At 71.1% G+C, this 15,267-nt stretch carries 14 protein-coding genes; 4 read left to right on the forward strand and 10 right to left on the reverse strand.

The annotated features are described in order from the left end of the window. The first annotated feature begins 110 nt into the window (after nt 1-110). Genes VMR06_RS13865 through fghA form a run of 3 tightly spaced genes read left to right on the forward strand, consistent with a single transcriptional unit; the run spans nt 111 to nt 2,628 of the window. Nucleotides 111-1,439: an NTP/NDP exchange transporter gene (locus VMR06_RS13865; protein ID WP_325377275.1), complete on the forward strand. Its 1,329-nt coding sequence runs from the start codon at nt 111-113 to the stop codon at nt 1,437-1,439. Further along, nucleotides 1,436-1,762 carry a YnfA family protein gene (locus tag VMR06_RS13870; protein WP_325377278.1) on the forward strand — a complete coding sequence of 109 codons (327 nt, stop codon included), beginning with the start codon at nt 1,436-1,438 and terminating at the stop codon, nt 1,760-1,762. The genes VMR06_RS13865 and VMR06_RS13870 overlap by 4 nt, the downstream gene beginning before the upstream one ends. A 20-nt stretch (nt 1,763-1,782) precedes the next feature. Further along, nucleotides 1,783-2,628: an S-formylglutathione hydrolase gene (gene fghA / locus VMR06_RS13875; RefSeq protein ID WP_325377280.1), complete on the forward strand. Its 846-nt coding sequence runs from the start codon at nt 1,783-1,785 to the stop codon at nt 2,626-2,628. A 49-nt stretch (nt 2,629-2,677) separates the two neighbouring features. On the opposite strand, the gene VMR06_RS13880 is transcribed toward fghA, so the two are convergent. The 6 genes from VMR06_RS13880 to VMR06_RS13905 form a co-directional block, all read right to left on the reverse strand. Beyond that, nucleotides 2,678-3,301, reverse strand: a complete 624-nt coding sequence (locus tag VMR06_RS13880) for a hypothetical protein (protein WP_325377282.1) — start codon at nt 3,299-3,301, stop codon at nt 2,678-2,680. 55 nt (nt 3,302-3,356) lie between these two features. Further along, entirely contained in the window at nt 3,357-4,253 is an 897-nt protein-coding gene (locus VMR06_RS13885; RefSeq protein ID WP_325377284.1) for a DUF1684 domain-containing protein, read from the reverse strand. 100 nt (nt 4,254-4,353) lie between these two features. Next, nucleotides 4,354-6,201: a DNA mismatch repair endonuclease MutL gene (gene mutL / locus VMR06_RS13890; RefSeq protein ID WP_325377286.1), complete on the reverse strand. Its 1,848-nt coding sequence runs from the start codon at nt 6,199-6,201 to the stop codon at nt 4,354-4,356. A 46-nt stretch (nt 6,202-6,247) separates the two neighbouring features. Then, nucleotides 6,248-7,573 (reverse strand): N-acetylmuramoyl-L-alanine amidase, encoded by a 1,326-nt coding sequence (locus tag VMR06_RS13895; RefSeq protein WP_325377288.1) that lies wholly within the window; start codon nt 7,571-7,573, stop codon nt 6,248-6,250. Between the two features lie 88 nt (nt 7,574-7,661). Then, nucleotides 7,662-8,138 (reverse strand): tRNA (adenosine(37)-N6)-threonylcarbamoyltransferase complex ATPase subunit type 1 TsaE, encoded by a 477-nt coding sequence (gene tsaE, locus VMR06_RS13900; protein ID WP_325377290.1) that lies wholly within the window; start codon nt 8,136-8,138, stop codon nt 7,662-7,664. Beyond that, nucleotides 8,135-9,619, reverse strand: a complete 1,485-nt coding sequence (locus VMR06_RS13905) for an NAD(P)H-hydrate dehydratase (protein WP_325377292.1) — start codon at nt 9,617-9,619, stop codon at nt 8,135-8,137. Before VMR06_RS13905 ends, tsaE begins: the two co-directional genes overlap by 4 nt. A gap of 20 nt (nt 9,620-9,639) precedes the next feature. Here VMR06_RS13905 and queG point away from each other — a divergent pair, with 20 nt between their 5' ends. Further along, nucleotides 9,640-10,776 carry a tRNA epoxyqueuosine(34) reductase QueG gene (gene queG, locus VMR06_RS13910; protein WP_325377294.1) on the forward strand — a complete coding sequence of 379 codons (1,137 nt, stop codon included), beginning with the start codon at nt 9,640-9,642 and terminating at the stop codon, nt 10,774-10,776. On the opposite strand, the gene VMR06_RS13915 is transcribed toward queG, so the two are convergent. The 4 genes from VMR06_RS13915 to panC form a co-directional block, all read right to left on the reverse strand. Continuing rightward, nucleotides 10,727-11,683 (reverse strand): hypothetical protein, encoded by a 957-nt coding sequence (locus tag VMR06_RS13915; RefSeq protein WP_325377296.1) that lies wholly within the window; start codon nt 11,681-11,683, stop codon nt 10,727-10,729. The two genes, queG and VMR06_RS13915, sit on opposite strands and share 50 nt — an antisense overlap. 296 nt (nt 11,684-11,979) lie before the next feature. Beyond that, on the reverse strand, nt 11,980-13,629 hold the full coding sequence (gene pgi / locus VMR06_RS13920; RefSeq protein WP_325377298.1) for a glucose-6-phosphate isomerase: 1,650 nt from the start codon (nt 13,627-13,629) through the stop codon (nt 11,980-11,982). A gap of 45 nt (nt 13,630-13,674) precedes the next feature. Next, the gene (gene panD / locus VMR06_RS13925; RefSeq protein WP_325377300.1) at nt 13,675-14,055 is read right to left on the reverse strand and encodes an aspartate 1-decarboxylase; all 381 of its coding nucleotides are present in this window, start codon (nt 14,053-14,055) and stop codon (nt 13,675-13,677) included. A gap of 362 nt (nt 14,056-14,417) precedes the next feature. Further along, the gene (panC, locus tag VMR06_RS13930) at nt 14,418-15,266 is read right to left on the reverse strand and encodes a pantoate--beta-alanine ligase (protein WP_325377301.1); all 849 of its coding nucleotides are present in this window, start codon (nt 15,264-15,266) and stop codon (nt 14,418-14,420) included. Between the last annotated feature and the right edge of the window lies 1 nt (nt 15,267).

Below are 15,267 nucleotides of genomic sequence, written 5' to 3' on the forward strand. Positions count from 1 at the left end.
ACGAGGTGTGGCCGGAGCGGACATACAATGTTAGCGTGCGCGGCGCATCCTGATGCCGATCCGCTGCCCGCCGGTCGCGGCGGCACCGGCCTGCGCACCGGATGATCTCGATGACGGCGACTGGGGAGCCCAAGCACGATACCGGCTGGCACGCGTTGATCGCCGGCGCGGACCGCCGCGAGCGCGTGGCACTGGCCTGGTCGTTCGTGTTCTTCTTCTCGCAGCTGTTCGGCTACTACATCCTGCGCTCGGTGCGCGAGGCGCTGATCAGCGCCGACGGCGCGCGCATGATCCCGACCGTGTTCACGTCGGTGTTCGTCTGCATGCTGCTGCTGACGCCGCTGTACGGCGCATTGGTCGCGCGGGTCGCGCGGCGGCACTTCATGCCGGCGATCTACGCGTTCGTGATCGCGATGCTGGTGCTGTTCGCACTGCTGGTCGGACGCGACATGAGCCCGCGCGTCGCGATCGGCTTCTCGATCTTCCTGTCGGTCATCAACCTGTTCACCGATGCGGTGTTCTGGAGCTTCATGGCCGACATCTTCGTCAACCAGCAGGCGCGGCGCTTCTATGCGGTGATCGCCGCCGGCGGCACGATGGGCGCGATCCTGGGACCGGTCGCCTCGCTGGCCCTGGTCCGCCACGTCGACGCCGGCGGCCTGATGCTGGTCTCGGCCGCGTTCTACGGCGTGTGCCTGGCCTGCCTGCTGCGACTGATCCCGTGGGCGCGCCGTCAGGAGGCGCTCGAGGGCCGCGAGGACGGCGACCGCCTGATCGGCGGTTCGATCATCGGCGGCGCCAAGATGGTGTTCCGCAGCCCGATCTTGTTCGCGCTGGTGCTGCACATGTTCTGCGGCGTCAGCATCGGCGTGCTGCTCTACAGTTCGCAGGCCGACACGGTGCGCGCGCTCGGCCTGGACTACGCGGCGCGCAACCAGTACTTCGCGATGATCGACCTGACGATGAACGTGGTCGTGCTGCTGGCCCAGCTGCTCGTCACGCGCGTCCTGCTGGCGCGCTACGGCGTCGGGCCGCTGCTGCTGGTGCCGGCCGTCGCGGCCGCGATCGGCCTGGGCAGCCTGGCGCTGGCGCACGGCGCGCTGCTGCTGGCGGCGATCCAGATCGGCACGCGCGGCATGTCGTTCGCGTTCGTCAAGCCGGCGCGCGAGACGCTGTTCACGCTGGTCGACCGCGAGGCGCGCTACAAGGCCAAGAACTTCATCGACACCGTGGTCTATCGCGGCGGCGACATGCTCTCGAGCTGGACCTACATCGGCCTCGGCGCGATCGGCTTCAGCATCGCCGCGCGCGCCGGCCTCTGGGTGATCGTCGCGCTGCTCTGGCTGGCCGTCGCGCTGTGGCTGATCCGGCTGCAGGCGCGCCTGCGCGACGCGCGGCAAATCGACGCAGACGACGCATCGAGGACCGGCCCGGAATGATCCGCACGTTCGCCCTGTTCGTCGTCACCGCGCTGGCCGAGATCGTCGGCTGCTATCTGCCGTGGCTGTGGCTGCGCAAGGGCTGGAGCGCCTGGGTGCTGATTCCGGCCGCGTTCGCGCTGGCCGCGTTCGTCTGGCTGCTCAGCCTGCACCCGACCGCGGCCGGGCGCGTCTACGCCGCGTACGGCGGCGTCTATGTTGCGGTGGCACTTGCGTGGCTGTGGCTAGTCGATAGCGTTCGGCCATCGGCGTGGGACATCGTCGGCGCCTCGATCGCGCTGACCGGCATGGCCGTCATCATGTTCGCTCCCCGCTCCGTCTGATTCTCCAACGAGGCCGTACCATGACATTCGAGACGATTTCCGAGCAGCGCTGCTTCGGCGGCATCCAGGGCTTCTACTCGCACGAATCGCGCGAGACCGGCGGCACGATGAAGTTCGCCGTGTACCGGCCGCCGCAGGCCGAGTCGGGCCGGGTGCCGGTGCTGTACTACCTGGCCGGGCTGACCTGCACCGAGGAGACCTTCATCATCAAGGCCGGCGCGCAGCGCGTGGCCGCCGAACTCGGCCTGATGCTGGTCGCGCCCGATACCAGTCCGCGCAATACCGGCATCGACGGCGCCACCGGCGACTGGGAGTTCGGCGAGGCCGCCGGCTTCTATCTCGACGCGACCACGCCGGCGTTCGCGCCGCGCTTTCGCATGTACAGCTACGTCACGCGCGAGCTGCCGGCGCTGATCGGCGCCGGCTTCGCGGCCGCCGACGCCGCGCGTACCGGCATCTTCGGGCACTCGATGGGCGGCCACGGCGCGCTGACGATCGCGCTGAAGAATCCCGGCACGTACCGCTCGGTCTCGGCGTTCGCGCCGATCGTCGCCCCCTCGCAGGTGCCGTGGGGCCTCAAGGCGCTGCCGCGCTACCTCGGCGAGGACCGCGAGACCTGGAAGCCGTACGACACGGTCGAGCTGCTGCGCAGCGGCCATCGCTTCGACGGCACGCTGCTGGTCGATCAGGGCGACGCCGACAAGTTCCTCGAGCCGCAGCTCAAGCCCGAGCTGCTGGCGGCCGCGGCCGAGGCGGCCGGACAGCCGCTGACGCTGCGTCTGCAGCCGGGTTACGACCACAGCTACTACTTCATCCAGACTTTCATCGAAGACCATCTGCGCCATCACGCGCAGGCGCTCGGTTGAGCTGCGAGCGGGCGCCGCGCCGGCGGCGCCCGCAGTCAGGCCGCGCGGCTCAATCGTGGCCCCACGGCGGCGGCGGCGCATCGACCGGCCGCGACAGGTCGAACTCGATCCGGAAATGCCGGTCCGGGCGGCGCAGCTCGTAGGCGAGCCGTTCGCCCGGCTCGACCTCCAGCGCCCAGATGTTGTCGACCGAGGCGGTCAGGCCGGCCTGCAGGAACAGCGCCTTGGATTCGGCATCGGCCGGAAACGCCTGGCGCGTCGCGGTGCCGCTGCCGCCGTCGAGGCTGTCGCCGCCGTACCAGGTCAGCCGGTCCTCGCTGCCGTCGCGGTGGCGATGGTCGTGCTTGAGCCGCAGGCCGCCGTCGACGCGGCTGACGACCCAGGTGCGCGAGCGGTCCTCGCCGACGTGCAGCGGAATGCGGATTTCCGCGTCGCTGCATTCGCGCACGTGCGCGACCGGCGTGCCGGCGAAGGTTTCGCGGTCACGCGCGTCGGAGACGGTCAGCGCGCCGGCATAGGCCTGTCCGCACAAGGTGCTAAGCGCCGCGAAGAACGCGTCGGCCGGCGTCGAGACCGGCACCGACGTCACCGCCGGCGGATCGTCGCGGCGTTCGCAGCCGCAGAGGAGGATCGGGAACAGGCTCAGGACGAGCGGCAGCAGAGGCGTACGCATCGCCGCACCGTAGCGGCGTTCGCGACCGGTCGCAAGCCGGCCGTCCCCGATGCGCTCAGTGATCGCTGCCGCGGTATTTCTTCTCGCCGGCGGTGACCGCGAGCGCGAGCCGGTTCTCCGGCGGTGCGAGCGGACAGGTCGCATACGGCGTGAACGCGCACGGTGGGTTGTAGGCCTTGTTGAAGTCGAGCACGACGATCCCGTTCTCGGCCTTGTCGGCGTAGAGGAAGCGCGCGGCGCCGTAGGTCTCCTTGCCGCTGGTGCGATCGGCCAGGATGAAGAACAGCTGCGTCGCGTCCGGATCCTCGACGACCGGCAGCAGCTCGTAGCGGCGGCCGTCGCGCTCGAACACCGCCTTGCCGGGCACGGTCATCGCGTCGACCGTGCCGATGATGTTCGGGATGTCGAGCGTCTGCGGCGGATCGAACGGGACCCATTTCGCCTCGACGCGCCAGGCCGCATCGATCGGGTACTGATCGATGCCGAGGAAGTGTTTGCGCGTGGCCGCCTCGCTGTCGCGGACGCGCAGCGCGTAGCGGTCGCCGCGCTTGATCACGAGGAAGCTCGCGCTGCCGAAGCGCACGACGCTCGGCTGCTCGGCGCTGTCGTCGCGCAGCAGCGCGCGCGTGGCCGGCGCGCCGTCCACGGTCGCGTCGGCGGCGGGGTCGAGCTCGAGCGTGGCGCGGCCGTCGGCCAGCGTCGCCAGGCCGAGCCGCGCCGGACCGGCCTTGAGGACGATGTCGTTGTCCTCGCCGCTGCCGATCGTGTTGCGGCCGGGCTGCAGCCAGTCCAGTCCGATCAGGCTGAGCCAGCCGTCGGCGGCCTGCAGCCGCTCCAGACGCTTGGCGCGCCAGGTTTCGACCTGCTTAACGTAGTCGGGCGGTGCGGCGGATACGGCGGCGGACAAGGCGGTCACCAGGGCGGTCACGAGTACGAACGGGCGGCGGATCATGGCATCGGTTCCGGAGAGCGGCATGCGCGGCGAGCTTACCACCGGGCCCCGCGCATCCCGGCGGCCCGTCGGCATGAGGATATGCGCGCGGCGATCGATCTCAACGGCCGCGCAGGAACAGGCGGTCCAGATCGCCCATGCCGAGCAGCACCGTGGTCGGCCGGCCATGGTTGCACTGGCCCGAACGCTCGGTGCGTTCCATCTCGCGCAGCAACGCATTCATCTCGGGCAGACCGAGCCGGCGGTTGGCGCGCACCGAGCCGTGGCAGGCCATCGTCGCGAGGATCTCGTTGCCGGCTTCCTCGATCCGGCGCGAGCTGCCCTGCGCGAGGAAATCGGCGATCACGTCGCGGACCAGGCGGGCGACGTCGGAGCCTTCGAGCAGCAGCGGCACGCGTCTGACCAGCGCGCCTTGCGGGCCGCTGCGCACGACCTCGAAGCCGAGCGCGGCGAAGCGCTCGGCATGTTCCTCGACTGCGGCCGCTTCGCGCTCGCTGAGCGCGAGCGTCAGCGGCACCAGCAACTGTTGCGCGCGTATGCCCTCGCCGGCCTGGGCCTGCTTGAGCTTCTCGTAGGTGATGCGCTCGTGCGCGGCGTGCATGTCGACCAGGACCAGACCCTGCGCGTTCTCGGCGAGGATGTAGACGCCATGCAGCTGCGCGAGCGCGAAGCCGAGCGGCGGTATCCCGGCGTCGCCCTCGCTCGCGGCGGCGCCGTCGACCGCGACAGCGCCGTCATGCGGCTCGAAGCGGCCGATCCGGTCGGCGGCCGCCGCATCGAACGATCCGCTCGCGCCCGAAGGCGTCGCGCCGAGCAAGGCCGCGTAGTCGGCCAGCGGTTCGCGCACACCGAGTCCGAGACCGCCCTGTTGGCGATAGGGCGGCCAGGCCGACGCCACTGCCGGCGCGGCCGCGGAAGCCGCCGCCGGCGTCGGCAGCGCATGGCCGGCGCGTGTCGCCGACAGCGCCTCGTCGAGCGTGCGGTACAGGAAATCGTGCACCAGCCGCGATTCGCGGAAACGCACCTCGTGCTTGGCCGGATGCACGTTGACGTCGACCAGAGCGGGATCGAGCTCGAGAAACAGCACGAAGGCCGGATGGCGGCCGTGGAACAGCACGTCGGCATAGGCCTGGCGCACCGCGTGCGCGACCAGACGATCGCGGACCAGGCGGCCGTTGACGTGGAAATACTGCTGGTCGGCCTGGCTGCGCGAGGCGGTCGGCAGACCGACCCAGCCGTGCAGACGCAGGCCGGCCGCGGCGTGGTCGACGCGCAGGCTCTGCTCGACGAAGCCGCTGCCGAGCACGTCGCCGACGCGGCGCTGCCAATCGCCCTCGCCGCGTACCGGACGCAGCAGGCGCAGCGGCTTGCCGTTGTTGACGAGACGGAACTCGACCTCGGCGCGCGCCAGCGCGATCGAGCGGATCAGATCGTCGATGTAGCCGAACTCGGTGCGCTCAGCGCGCAGGAACTTGCGTCGTGCCGGCACGTTGTAGAACAGGTCGCGCACCTCGACGACGGTGCCGACCGGATGCTGCGCGGGCTTGGGCGGCGACGGCCGGCCGCCGTCCACCTCGATGCGCCAGGCCGTCGTACCGGCGGCGGTGCGCGAAGCCAGCGCGAAGCGCGAGACCGACGCGATCGACGGCAGCGCCTCGCCGCGGAAGCCGAGCGTGCCGACGCGTTCGAGATCGTCGAAGCTGGCGATCTTGCTGGTCGCGTGCGCGGTGATCGCGAGCGGCAGGTCGTCCGGGTCGATGCCGCCGCCGTCGTCGCGCACGCGGATCAGACGGGCGCCGCCGTCCTCGATGTCGACCTCCACGCGCGTCGCGCCGGCGTCGAGGCTGTTCTCGACCAGTTCCTTGACGACCGACGCCGGCCGCTCGATGACCTCGCCGGCGGCGATCTGGTTGACCAGTTCGGGGGGAAGCGCGTGGATGCGTCGCATGAGCACGGACGGCGAGACGTCCGTGCATCATAGCCCAAGCGGCCGCTCAGCCGGCCGGGATGTCCAGTACGTCGCCGACGCGCAGGCTGTCGCTGGCGAGCTTGTTCGCGCTGCGCAGCTTGCCCGGCGTGACGCCGTGCCGCTCGGCGATGATCGCCAGCGTCTCGCCGCGGCCGACGACGTGGCGCGACGGGCGGAACCTGTCGGCATTGGCGGCGAACCAGGTGCCCTGCGGCGGCATCATCCGGAAGTAGTTGCGCGCACCATCGATGATCGCGGCGGCCAGCTTCTCGCGGTGCGCCGAATCCTTCAGCCGCTTCTCCTCGGCCGGATTGCTGATGAAGGCGGTCTCGACGAGGATCGACGGCACGTCGGGCGAGCGCAGCACGACGAAGTTGGCGCGCTCGACCTGGCGCCGGTGCGTCGGTCCGATCTGGCGCAATGCGACCAGCACGTGCTCGGCGACCGCGTTGCTGGCGTCCATCGTGGCGCCCTGCTGCAGGTCGAGCAGCACCGCCGCGAGGCTGTCCTCCTTGTCGTCGAGCGAGACGCCGCCGATCAGGTCGGCGCGGTTCTCGCGGTCGGCCAGTCGGCGCGCCGCCTCGCTCGAGGCGCCGCGCGTGGACAGCACCCAGACCGAGGAGCCGCGCGCGGTCTCGCACGAACCCGGACAGGCGTCGGCGTGGATCGAGATGAACAGGTCCGCTCGCGCCTCGCGCGCCTTGCGGTAGCGGTCCTCGCGCTTGACGTAGTAGTCGCCGTCGCGGGTCAGGATAGCGCTCATGCCGGGCTCGCGGTCGATCTGCCGCTTGAGCTCGCGCGCGACCTGCAAGGTGATGTTCTTCTCGTGCGAGCCGGTCGCGCCGAGCGCGCCGGGGTCCTCGCCGCCGTGGCCGGCGTCGATCGCGATCACGACCGGGCGCGGCTCGCCGGGCAGCACCTGCTTGACGGTCTTGACCGGCGCCGGCTTCTGCTTCGGATAGAGGTCCACGACCAGGCGGTAGCCGAGCTTCTCGGCCGGCGGCAGCAGGAAGCTCTTGGGCCGCACCTCGGCGCCGAGATCGAGCACGATGCGCGCATCGTTCTTGCCCTGCTTGCCGATCCGCACGGCCTTGAGCATGCCCTTGGCGCTCGGCGCGCCGAGTCCTTCGGCGATGCGGCCGTCACGGACGTCGATCACGATGCGGCCCGGATCGCTGAGCTCGAACAGCTTGTAGTCGAGCGGGCCGCTGACGTCGAACACGGCGCGCGTGTAGTCGGGGCCTTCCCAAATCCGCAGCGCCTTGATGTCGGCCGCCTGCGCGGACGCGGCGGCGCCGAGCAGCAGCGCCCAGGTGGTGAGAATGCGCGCTGGAAGTCTCCCCAATCGCATAGGTCGCGATTGAACTCCAGGATTCGCAAAATTTCAAGCTATTTTTCTTTTCAAATCCATAAGCTGCAGGACATTCCTGACTAAAGATTCAGGTCTGGACCGCCGCATCGAGGCCTGGCGCGATCCAGTCCGCCCCACGGGCGCTGGCCGGCGTGAGGCTGAAATCGCGCCGCGAACCGGCATGATCGAGCCGCACGACCAGGTCCGGCGGCGGCAGCGCCGCGCCGCCGCGCTCGGGCCACTCGACCAGCAATAGCGCGGCCGGATCGGCCAGATCGGGCAGTCCGAGCCACTCCAGCTCGCCCGGATCGGCGATGCGGTACAGATCCAGGTGATGCAGTGCGCGCTCGCCGACCTGGTAAGACTCGATCAGGCTGTAGGTCGGACTCTTGACGCGCTGACCGACACCGAGTGCACGCAGCAGCGCGCGCGCGAACGTGGTCTTGCCGGCGCCGAGATCGCCGCGCAGATGGACGACGCCGCCACCGCGCAGCGCCGGCGCCAGCGCCGCGGCCAGCGCGGTCAGCCCGGCCTCGTCGACCGACCCGCGCAGCGCCGCGATCACGGCGCGAACCGGTTGACGAGCAGGCGCAGCGGATCGAACAGATCCGTCGCGAGCAGGCCGCGCGGCTGCACGCCGGCGGCCCGATCGCCGGCGCGCGCGTGCAGCGCCACGCCGAATCGCGCCGCGTCCCAGGCATCGAGCCGCTGCGCGAGCAGCGCCGCGATCACGCCGGTCAGCACGTCGCCCATGCCGGCCGTGGCCATGCCGGGGTTGCCCCACGGACAGACCGCGACGCGGCCGTCCGGATGCGCGATCAGGCTGCCGGCGCCCTTCAGCACGACGACCGCGCGATGCTGCGCGGCGAGCCGCCGCACCGCGGCGTAGCGATCGGCCTGGATCTCGGCCGCCGCGCAGCCGAGCAGGCGCGCGGCCTCGCCCGGATGCGGCGTCAGCACGCTGCCGGCCGACACGGCGGCCGGCTGCCGCGCGAGCAGGTTCAGCGCGTCGGCGTCGATCACCGCCGGCCGCGCCGAGGCGAGCGCACGATCCCACAAGGCGTGCGACCAGGCGCCCTGGCCGAGGCCGGGCCCGAGCGCGATCACGTCGGCGCGGTCGAGCAGCGGCGCCAGCGCCGGCAGGCCGTCGACGCCGTGCGCCATCAGCTCGGGACGCGCGGCATTGATCGCGCCGACCTGTCCGGCGCGCGTGGCGACGCTGACGCGGCCCGCTCCGCAGCGCAGCGCGGCCTCCGCGGCCAGGCGGATCGCGCCGCCCATGCCGTGATCGCCGCCGATCGCGAGCACATGGCCGAAGCTGCCCTTGTTGACGTCGCCGGCACGCGGCGGCAGCCGGCCGGCGATGCCTGCGTCGAGCAGCTGCGCGTCGGGCTCGACGCCGGCATAGGCGGCATCCGGCAGCATCAGCGTGGCCAGTTCGCGTTCGCCGCCGCAGTCGGCGCCGGCGGCCGTGAACAGGCCGCGCTTCCATCCGACGAAGCTGATCGTCGCCGTCGCACGCACGGCCGCACCGAGCGGCTGGCCGGTATCGGCCGACAGTCCCGACGGCAGATCGAGTGCGAAGACCGGCCGCGCGGATGCGTTGAGCCGTTCGATCCAGGCCGCCTCGGCGCCGGCCGGCGCGCGGTCCAGCCCGGTGCCGAACAGGCCGTCGACGTAGACGTCGGCCTCCGGCAGCTGCGTCGCGGCGTCGCCGACGAAACGGCCGCCGGCGGCGGCATACGCTTCGCGCGCGCGGCAGGCGTCCTCGCCGCGCGACGGCCGCGGCAGCACGGCCTCGACCGACAGACCGGCCTGCAATGCCGCGACGCCGACCAGCAGGGCATCGCCGCCGTTGTTGCCGGTGCCGGCGAACAGGCACAGGCGGCGCGCATCCGGCCAGCGCCGGCGCAGCGAGGCGAACGCCGCCGCCGCGGCCCGCTGCATCAGCGTGTAGCCGGCGATGCCGCAGCGCTCGATCGCGGCACGGTCGAGCCGGCGGACCTGATCGGCGGTGTAAAGCGCGGTGACGGCGGGGTCGGCCATGCAACGATTATAGTGATCCGATGCCAGCCCCCGGCCAGCCCGCCATCGACTACGACGCGCTCGCGCGCGACGTGCGTGCATGGGCGCGCGAGCTCGGCTTCGGCGATGTCGGCATCAGCGGTACCGAGCTCGGCGAGGACGAGGCGCATCTGCTGGCCTGGCTCGACGCCGGCCACCACGGCGAGATGGCCTACATGGCCAGTCACGGCAGCAAGCGCAGCCGCCCGGCCGAGCTGCAGCCGGGCACGCTGCGCGTGATTTCGGTCCGCATGGACTATCTGCCGGCCGCCGCGCGCGACGGCTGGGACGTGCTCGCCGACGCCGAGCGCGGCTACGTCGCGCGCTACGCCCTCGGCCGCGACTATCACAAGCTGATGCGCAATCGCCTGCAGAAGCTCGCCGAGCGCATCGAGGCGGCGGCCGGTCCGTTCGGCTACCGCGCCTTCGTCGACTCGGCGCCGGTGCTCGAGCGCGCACTGGCACGCAACGCCGGCATCGGCTGGATCGGCAAGCACACCTGCCTGATCGACAGCCGCGGCGGTTCGTGGTTCTTCCTCGGCGAACTGTTCACCGACCTGCCGCTGCCGCTGGACCCGCCGGCGACTGCGCACTGCGGCAGCTGCACGCGTTGCATCGAGATCTGCCCGACGCAGGCGATCCTCGGTCCGAACCGGCTCGACGCGCGCCGCTGCATCGCCTATCTGACGATCGAGTCGCGCGGCCCGATCCCGCTCGAGCTGCGCCCGCTGATCGGCAACCGGATCTTCGGCTGCGACGACTGCCAGCTGATCTGTCCGTGGAACAAGTTCGCGACGCCGACGACCTCGCCGGACTTCGCGCCGCGGCATCGCCTCGACGACAGCCGGCTGGTCGATCTGTTCGCGTGGAGCGAGACGGACTTCCAGCAGCGTACCGAAGGCTCGCCGATCCGCCGCACCGGCTACGCCGGCTGGCTGCGCAACATCGCGGTCGCGCTCGGCAATGCGCCTTACTCCGACGAGACGCTGCGCGCCCTGCAGGCGCGCCGGGACGACGCCTCCGACCTGGTCCGCGAGCATGTGCGCTGGGCGATCGGCGAGCAGCTGCGCAAGCGCGATCAAGGCAACGTCAGAACGCTCCCAGCGCCTGTACCTCCATCGCCCGCACGTACAGCTTGACCGTGCAGTTCTCGGCCGGATTCGCATCGAAGACCAGCCAGGCGAGCGGCGGCGAGGCGGCCGCTTCGGCTTCGGCGGCCGCGAAGGCCGGCCCGAGCCGCGCCTGCAGATCGGCGATGATCCGGCCGAATGCCTGTGCACGCGCCCCCGGCGCGAACCGCTGCTGCCACAGCAGATAGACGGCCGCCTTCTGCAGGTCTTCGCCGAGCGCATACGGCAGATAGCTCGGCCCGCCGTTGAGGTCGCGCGCGCCCGAGTAGGCCAGTCCCGCGGCGAGCACGCCGTCGGCGACGCCGGCCTCGACCAGATCCTCGACCAGCACGGGGGCCTGTTCGCGATAGCGTGCATACCAGTCGTGCCAGGCTTCGCCGAGCGGGGTGGGCGCGTACTGCTGCGGATCGACCAGATAGCACAGCTTGGCCTGCAGGCTGCCCTGATCGATCGCCCGCTGCAGCATCTGCGCGGCCGTCAGCGTCGCGTCGGCGCTACCGAGCGTCTCGCATTCGCTGCGCACGGCATCGACGCGGTCGAGCATACGGCGCGCCATGTCGTCGAGCGTCGGCGTTTCGGCGCCGGACTCGCCGGACGACACCGTCACGTGCGTGCCCTGCTTGAGCTGCATGACCCGTTCGGCATCGGCGAGCAGGCGGTCGATGTTGCGGCAGCGGTCGATCTTGCCGGCGAGTTCGAACGAGGCCTCGGCATCGCCGCCGTTCGATCGCGCGGCCAGGCCGGCCAGGTCGGACGGTGCCGGCCCGGATCGCGCCGGTGCAGCTGCGTTCGCGGTTGCGGTTGCGGTTGCCGATGCCGACGTCGCCGCCGGCCCGCTCGACGGCACGCGCGCGGCGGCCGTGGCCGGCCCGGTCGCGGGGGCCACATCGGGCGGCGACGGCATCGCGGTCGGCACGACCGCCGCCGCGGTGGACGCGGGCGCGTCAGCCGTCCCGGACGATGCGTGCTGCCAGCGATACATGCCCGCGAAGACGGCAGACGCCAGCGCGATCCCGATCAACACCCGAGCCGCGGCTCGATTCCGTCGCATCGCCTCTTCCTCCTCCGGGTCCGCCGGGCGCCGGCACCCTGCGCGTCTGCCCGATCGTAATCGCAGCCGGCCGGCTCGGATACTGCACGGACGACGACTCGTGGCGCAGGCGGTGTACGGCGCCGCGGCGACGCCCGGCCGAGTCGATCCCGCGCGGGCGCCTACGGAGACCGGGTATCCGAACGGCTGCCGCGCGCCGCGCGGATCGCCGCCACCAGCGCGCGCGTCGGCGGATCGAGTGCCGTCTCGTCCGCGCCGTCTGCGCGCAGTGCCGGCAGGATCGCCTTGGCGACGGTCTTGCCGAGTTCGACGCCCCACTGGTCGAACGCGTTGACGTTCCAGAGCAGCGACTGCACGAAGACCTTGTGCTCGTACAGTGCGAGCAAGGCGCCCAGCGCCGTCGGCGTCAGCGAGTCGAGCAGGATCGTCGTGCTCGGCCGGCTGCCGGGGAACGTGCGCTGCGCGGCCAGTACGGCGCGCGCGGCAGCGTCGGTTTCGCCGGCCGATTCGGCCCAGGCCTCCTCGTAGCTCTTGCCGCCGGCCAGCGCGGCGGCCTGCGCCAGCATGTTCGCAAGCAGCGCGGCGTGGTGATCCGGCAGGCCGTGGTCGGCCGTGGCGACGCCGACGAAGTCGACCGGTACCGTATCGGTGCCCTGATGCAGGGCCTGGAAGAACGCGTGCTGCGCATTGGTGCCGACATGGCCCCACAGCACCGGCACGGTCGGCTGATCGACCGGCGCACCATCCGGCCGTACCGACTTGCCGAGACTCTCCATCTCCAGCTGCTGCAGGAAGGCCGGCAGGTTCGCCAGCGCGTCGCAATACGGAATCACCGCCAGGCCCGGGAAGCCCAGCGCATTGCGGTTCCAGACGCCGGCAAGCGCCATCAGCACCGGCAGGTTGCGGCGCCACGGCGCGTTGCGGAAATGGTCGTCGACCAGGGCCGCACCACCGAGGAAGTCGTCGAACGCGCGGTGGCCGATCGCCAATGCGAGCGCGAGCCCGACCCCCGACCACACCGAATAGCGCCCGCCGACGAAATCCCACATCGGCACGATCCGCTCCGGCGCGATGCCCTGCGCGCACGCGGCCTCGACGTTGGCGGTCACCGCGACGAAATGGCGCGACGCCGCGCCCGCATCGCCCGCATGCGCCTCCAGCATCCAGGCGCGCAAGGCTTCGCCGTTGAGATGGGTCTCCTGGGTCGTGAAGCTCTTGGAGACCAGCAGGACCAGGGTCCGGCGCGGATCGAGCGTGCGCATCAGCCTGCGGACGCTGGTTCCGTCCAGATTCGCGAGGAAATGGCTGCGCACGCGGCCGCGGTTGGCGAGCGCCTCGACAGCCAGACGCGGGCCGAGGTCGGACCCGCCGATACCGACGTTGACGACGTCCTCGATGCCGACCGGCACGCCGCAGTCGCCGCTGCCGTCGAGGACCGCGTCGACCAGGCGCGCGAGGCCGTGCCGGGCGTGCGCGGCCGCCTCGAGCACCGCCGGCGGCGCCAGCGCCGGGAGCTGAGCACGATGTGCGCGCAGGGCGGTATGCAGCACGGCGCGCCGCTCGGAGGTGTTGATCGGCTCGCCGCGGAACATCGCGTCGCGGCGGCCCTCCCAGTCGAGCTCGGCGAGCATCGCGCCGAGCGCGTCGAGCGCGGCATCGTCGATCCACTGCCGTGAGAAATCGACCAGCAGCGGACCCAGCCGATGCGACCAGGCCTCGAACCGGCCCGGCTCGGCGAGCCGGTCGCGCAGTGGTCGCAGACGTACGCGCGCGGCCTCGCCGCGCAATCGGGCAAGCTGGTCAGGCGTCATCGGGAACAGACGGCGTCATGGCGATCGCCGCATCATACGGAACGCTCAGGCGGCCTGCTTGGGGATCGACTGGCTGGTGCGCGCGAGCCGGTTCTCGGGATCGACGTAGACCAGCATCGGCTGGTGCTGGGCCGCTTCGGCGGCATCGAGCACGCCGTAGGCGCAGATGATGATGATGTCGCCCGGCTGGGCGCGATGCGCGGCCGCGCCGTTGATCGAGATGATCCCCGAGTGCTCGTCGGCGCGGATCGCGTAGGTCGAGAAGCGCTCGCCGTTGTTGACGTTGTAGATGTGGATCTGCTCGTACTCGCGGATGCCGGAAGTGTCGAGCAGGTGACCGTCGATCGCGCAGGAACCTTCGTAGTGCAGTTCGGCGTGGGTCACCGTGGCGCGATGGATCTTCGCCTTGAGCATGTTGAGTTGCATGGGCTTACCTTGGGGATGTTGCGCACGAGCAACATTACGTCCGCAAATTATACGCCGATGCCGTTTGCGCACTGCAACAGTGCGCCCGCCCGTCCGGAGACATGACAACAACTCATTGATCCTTAAGTTATTTACAGAATCCTCAGGGCAAAAAAAACCCTCGCAGCGATAAACGCGCGAGGGTATATACGGAGTGACGACTACCTTACAATGCGCCCTGCTGCTGCAGAAGCCCGCGCCTTGCGTTGCGAAAACCCCTACAGCGGTGAGAAGAATACCACAGGTATCGACAAAAAACCACACCTGGCAGCGAACCGTTTCACATTCTCTCCCGGCCCGGACCGCCCGGCGGCCGGACCCGCTCAGCCGAAGCGCAGATTGTCGATCAGCCGCGTCGAGCCCAGACGCGCCGCGATCAGCGCGATCGCATCGGCGGCCGAGGCGCCGGCCTCGAGCGGCTCCAGGTCCGCCGCGCGGCGGATCACCGCGTAGTCGGGTTCGAAGCCGGCCTCGGCCAGCCGCTGCCGCGCAAGCGCCTCGACCCGTGCCGGTTCGGCGCCGCCGAGCGCCTGCTCGCGCATCCAGACCAGCGTGGCGTGGATCGACGCGGCCCGTTCGCGCTGCCCGGCATCGAGATACTGGTTGCGCGAGCTCAGCGCCAGGCCGCTGGCCTCGCGCACGATCGGCGCGCCGACGATGCGGATCGGCAGCGCGAGATCCTCGACCAGCCGCTCGATCACCAGCAGCTGCTGATAGTCCTTGCGGCCGAACACCGCCACATCCGGCTGCACCCGGTTGAACAGGCGCGTGACCACGGTCGCGACGCCGTCGAAATGGCCGGGCCGGCTGGCGCCGTCGAGGATGTCCGACAGGCCCGGCACGTGGATGCGCACGGCCGCTTCGGCACCGAACGGGTACAGATCGTCCACCGCCGGCGCGAACATCGCGTCGCAGCCGTGCTGCGCCAGCCCCTCAGCATCGGCGTCGGGCGTGCGCGGATAGCGTGCGAAATCCTCGTTGGGCCCGAACTGCGTCGGATTGACGAATACGCTGGCGACGACGAAATCGGCATGCTCGCGCGCCAGCGCGATCAGCGAATGATGACCGGCGTGCAGGTTGCCCATCGTCGGCACCAGCGCGATGCGCCGCGCCGCGCGCCGCTGCTCGGCCAGAGCGGCGCGCAGCGCCGCGGTGTCGCGGAAGATGTCCATC

The organism is Dokdonella sp., from assembly GCF_035511235.1.
GTDB lineage: Bacteria > Pseudomonadota > Gammaproteobacteria > Xanthomonadales > Rhodanobacteraceae > Dokdonella.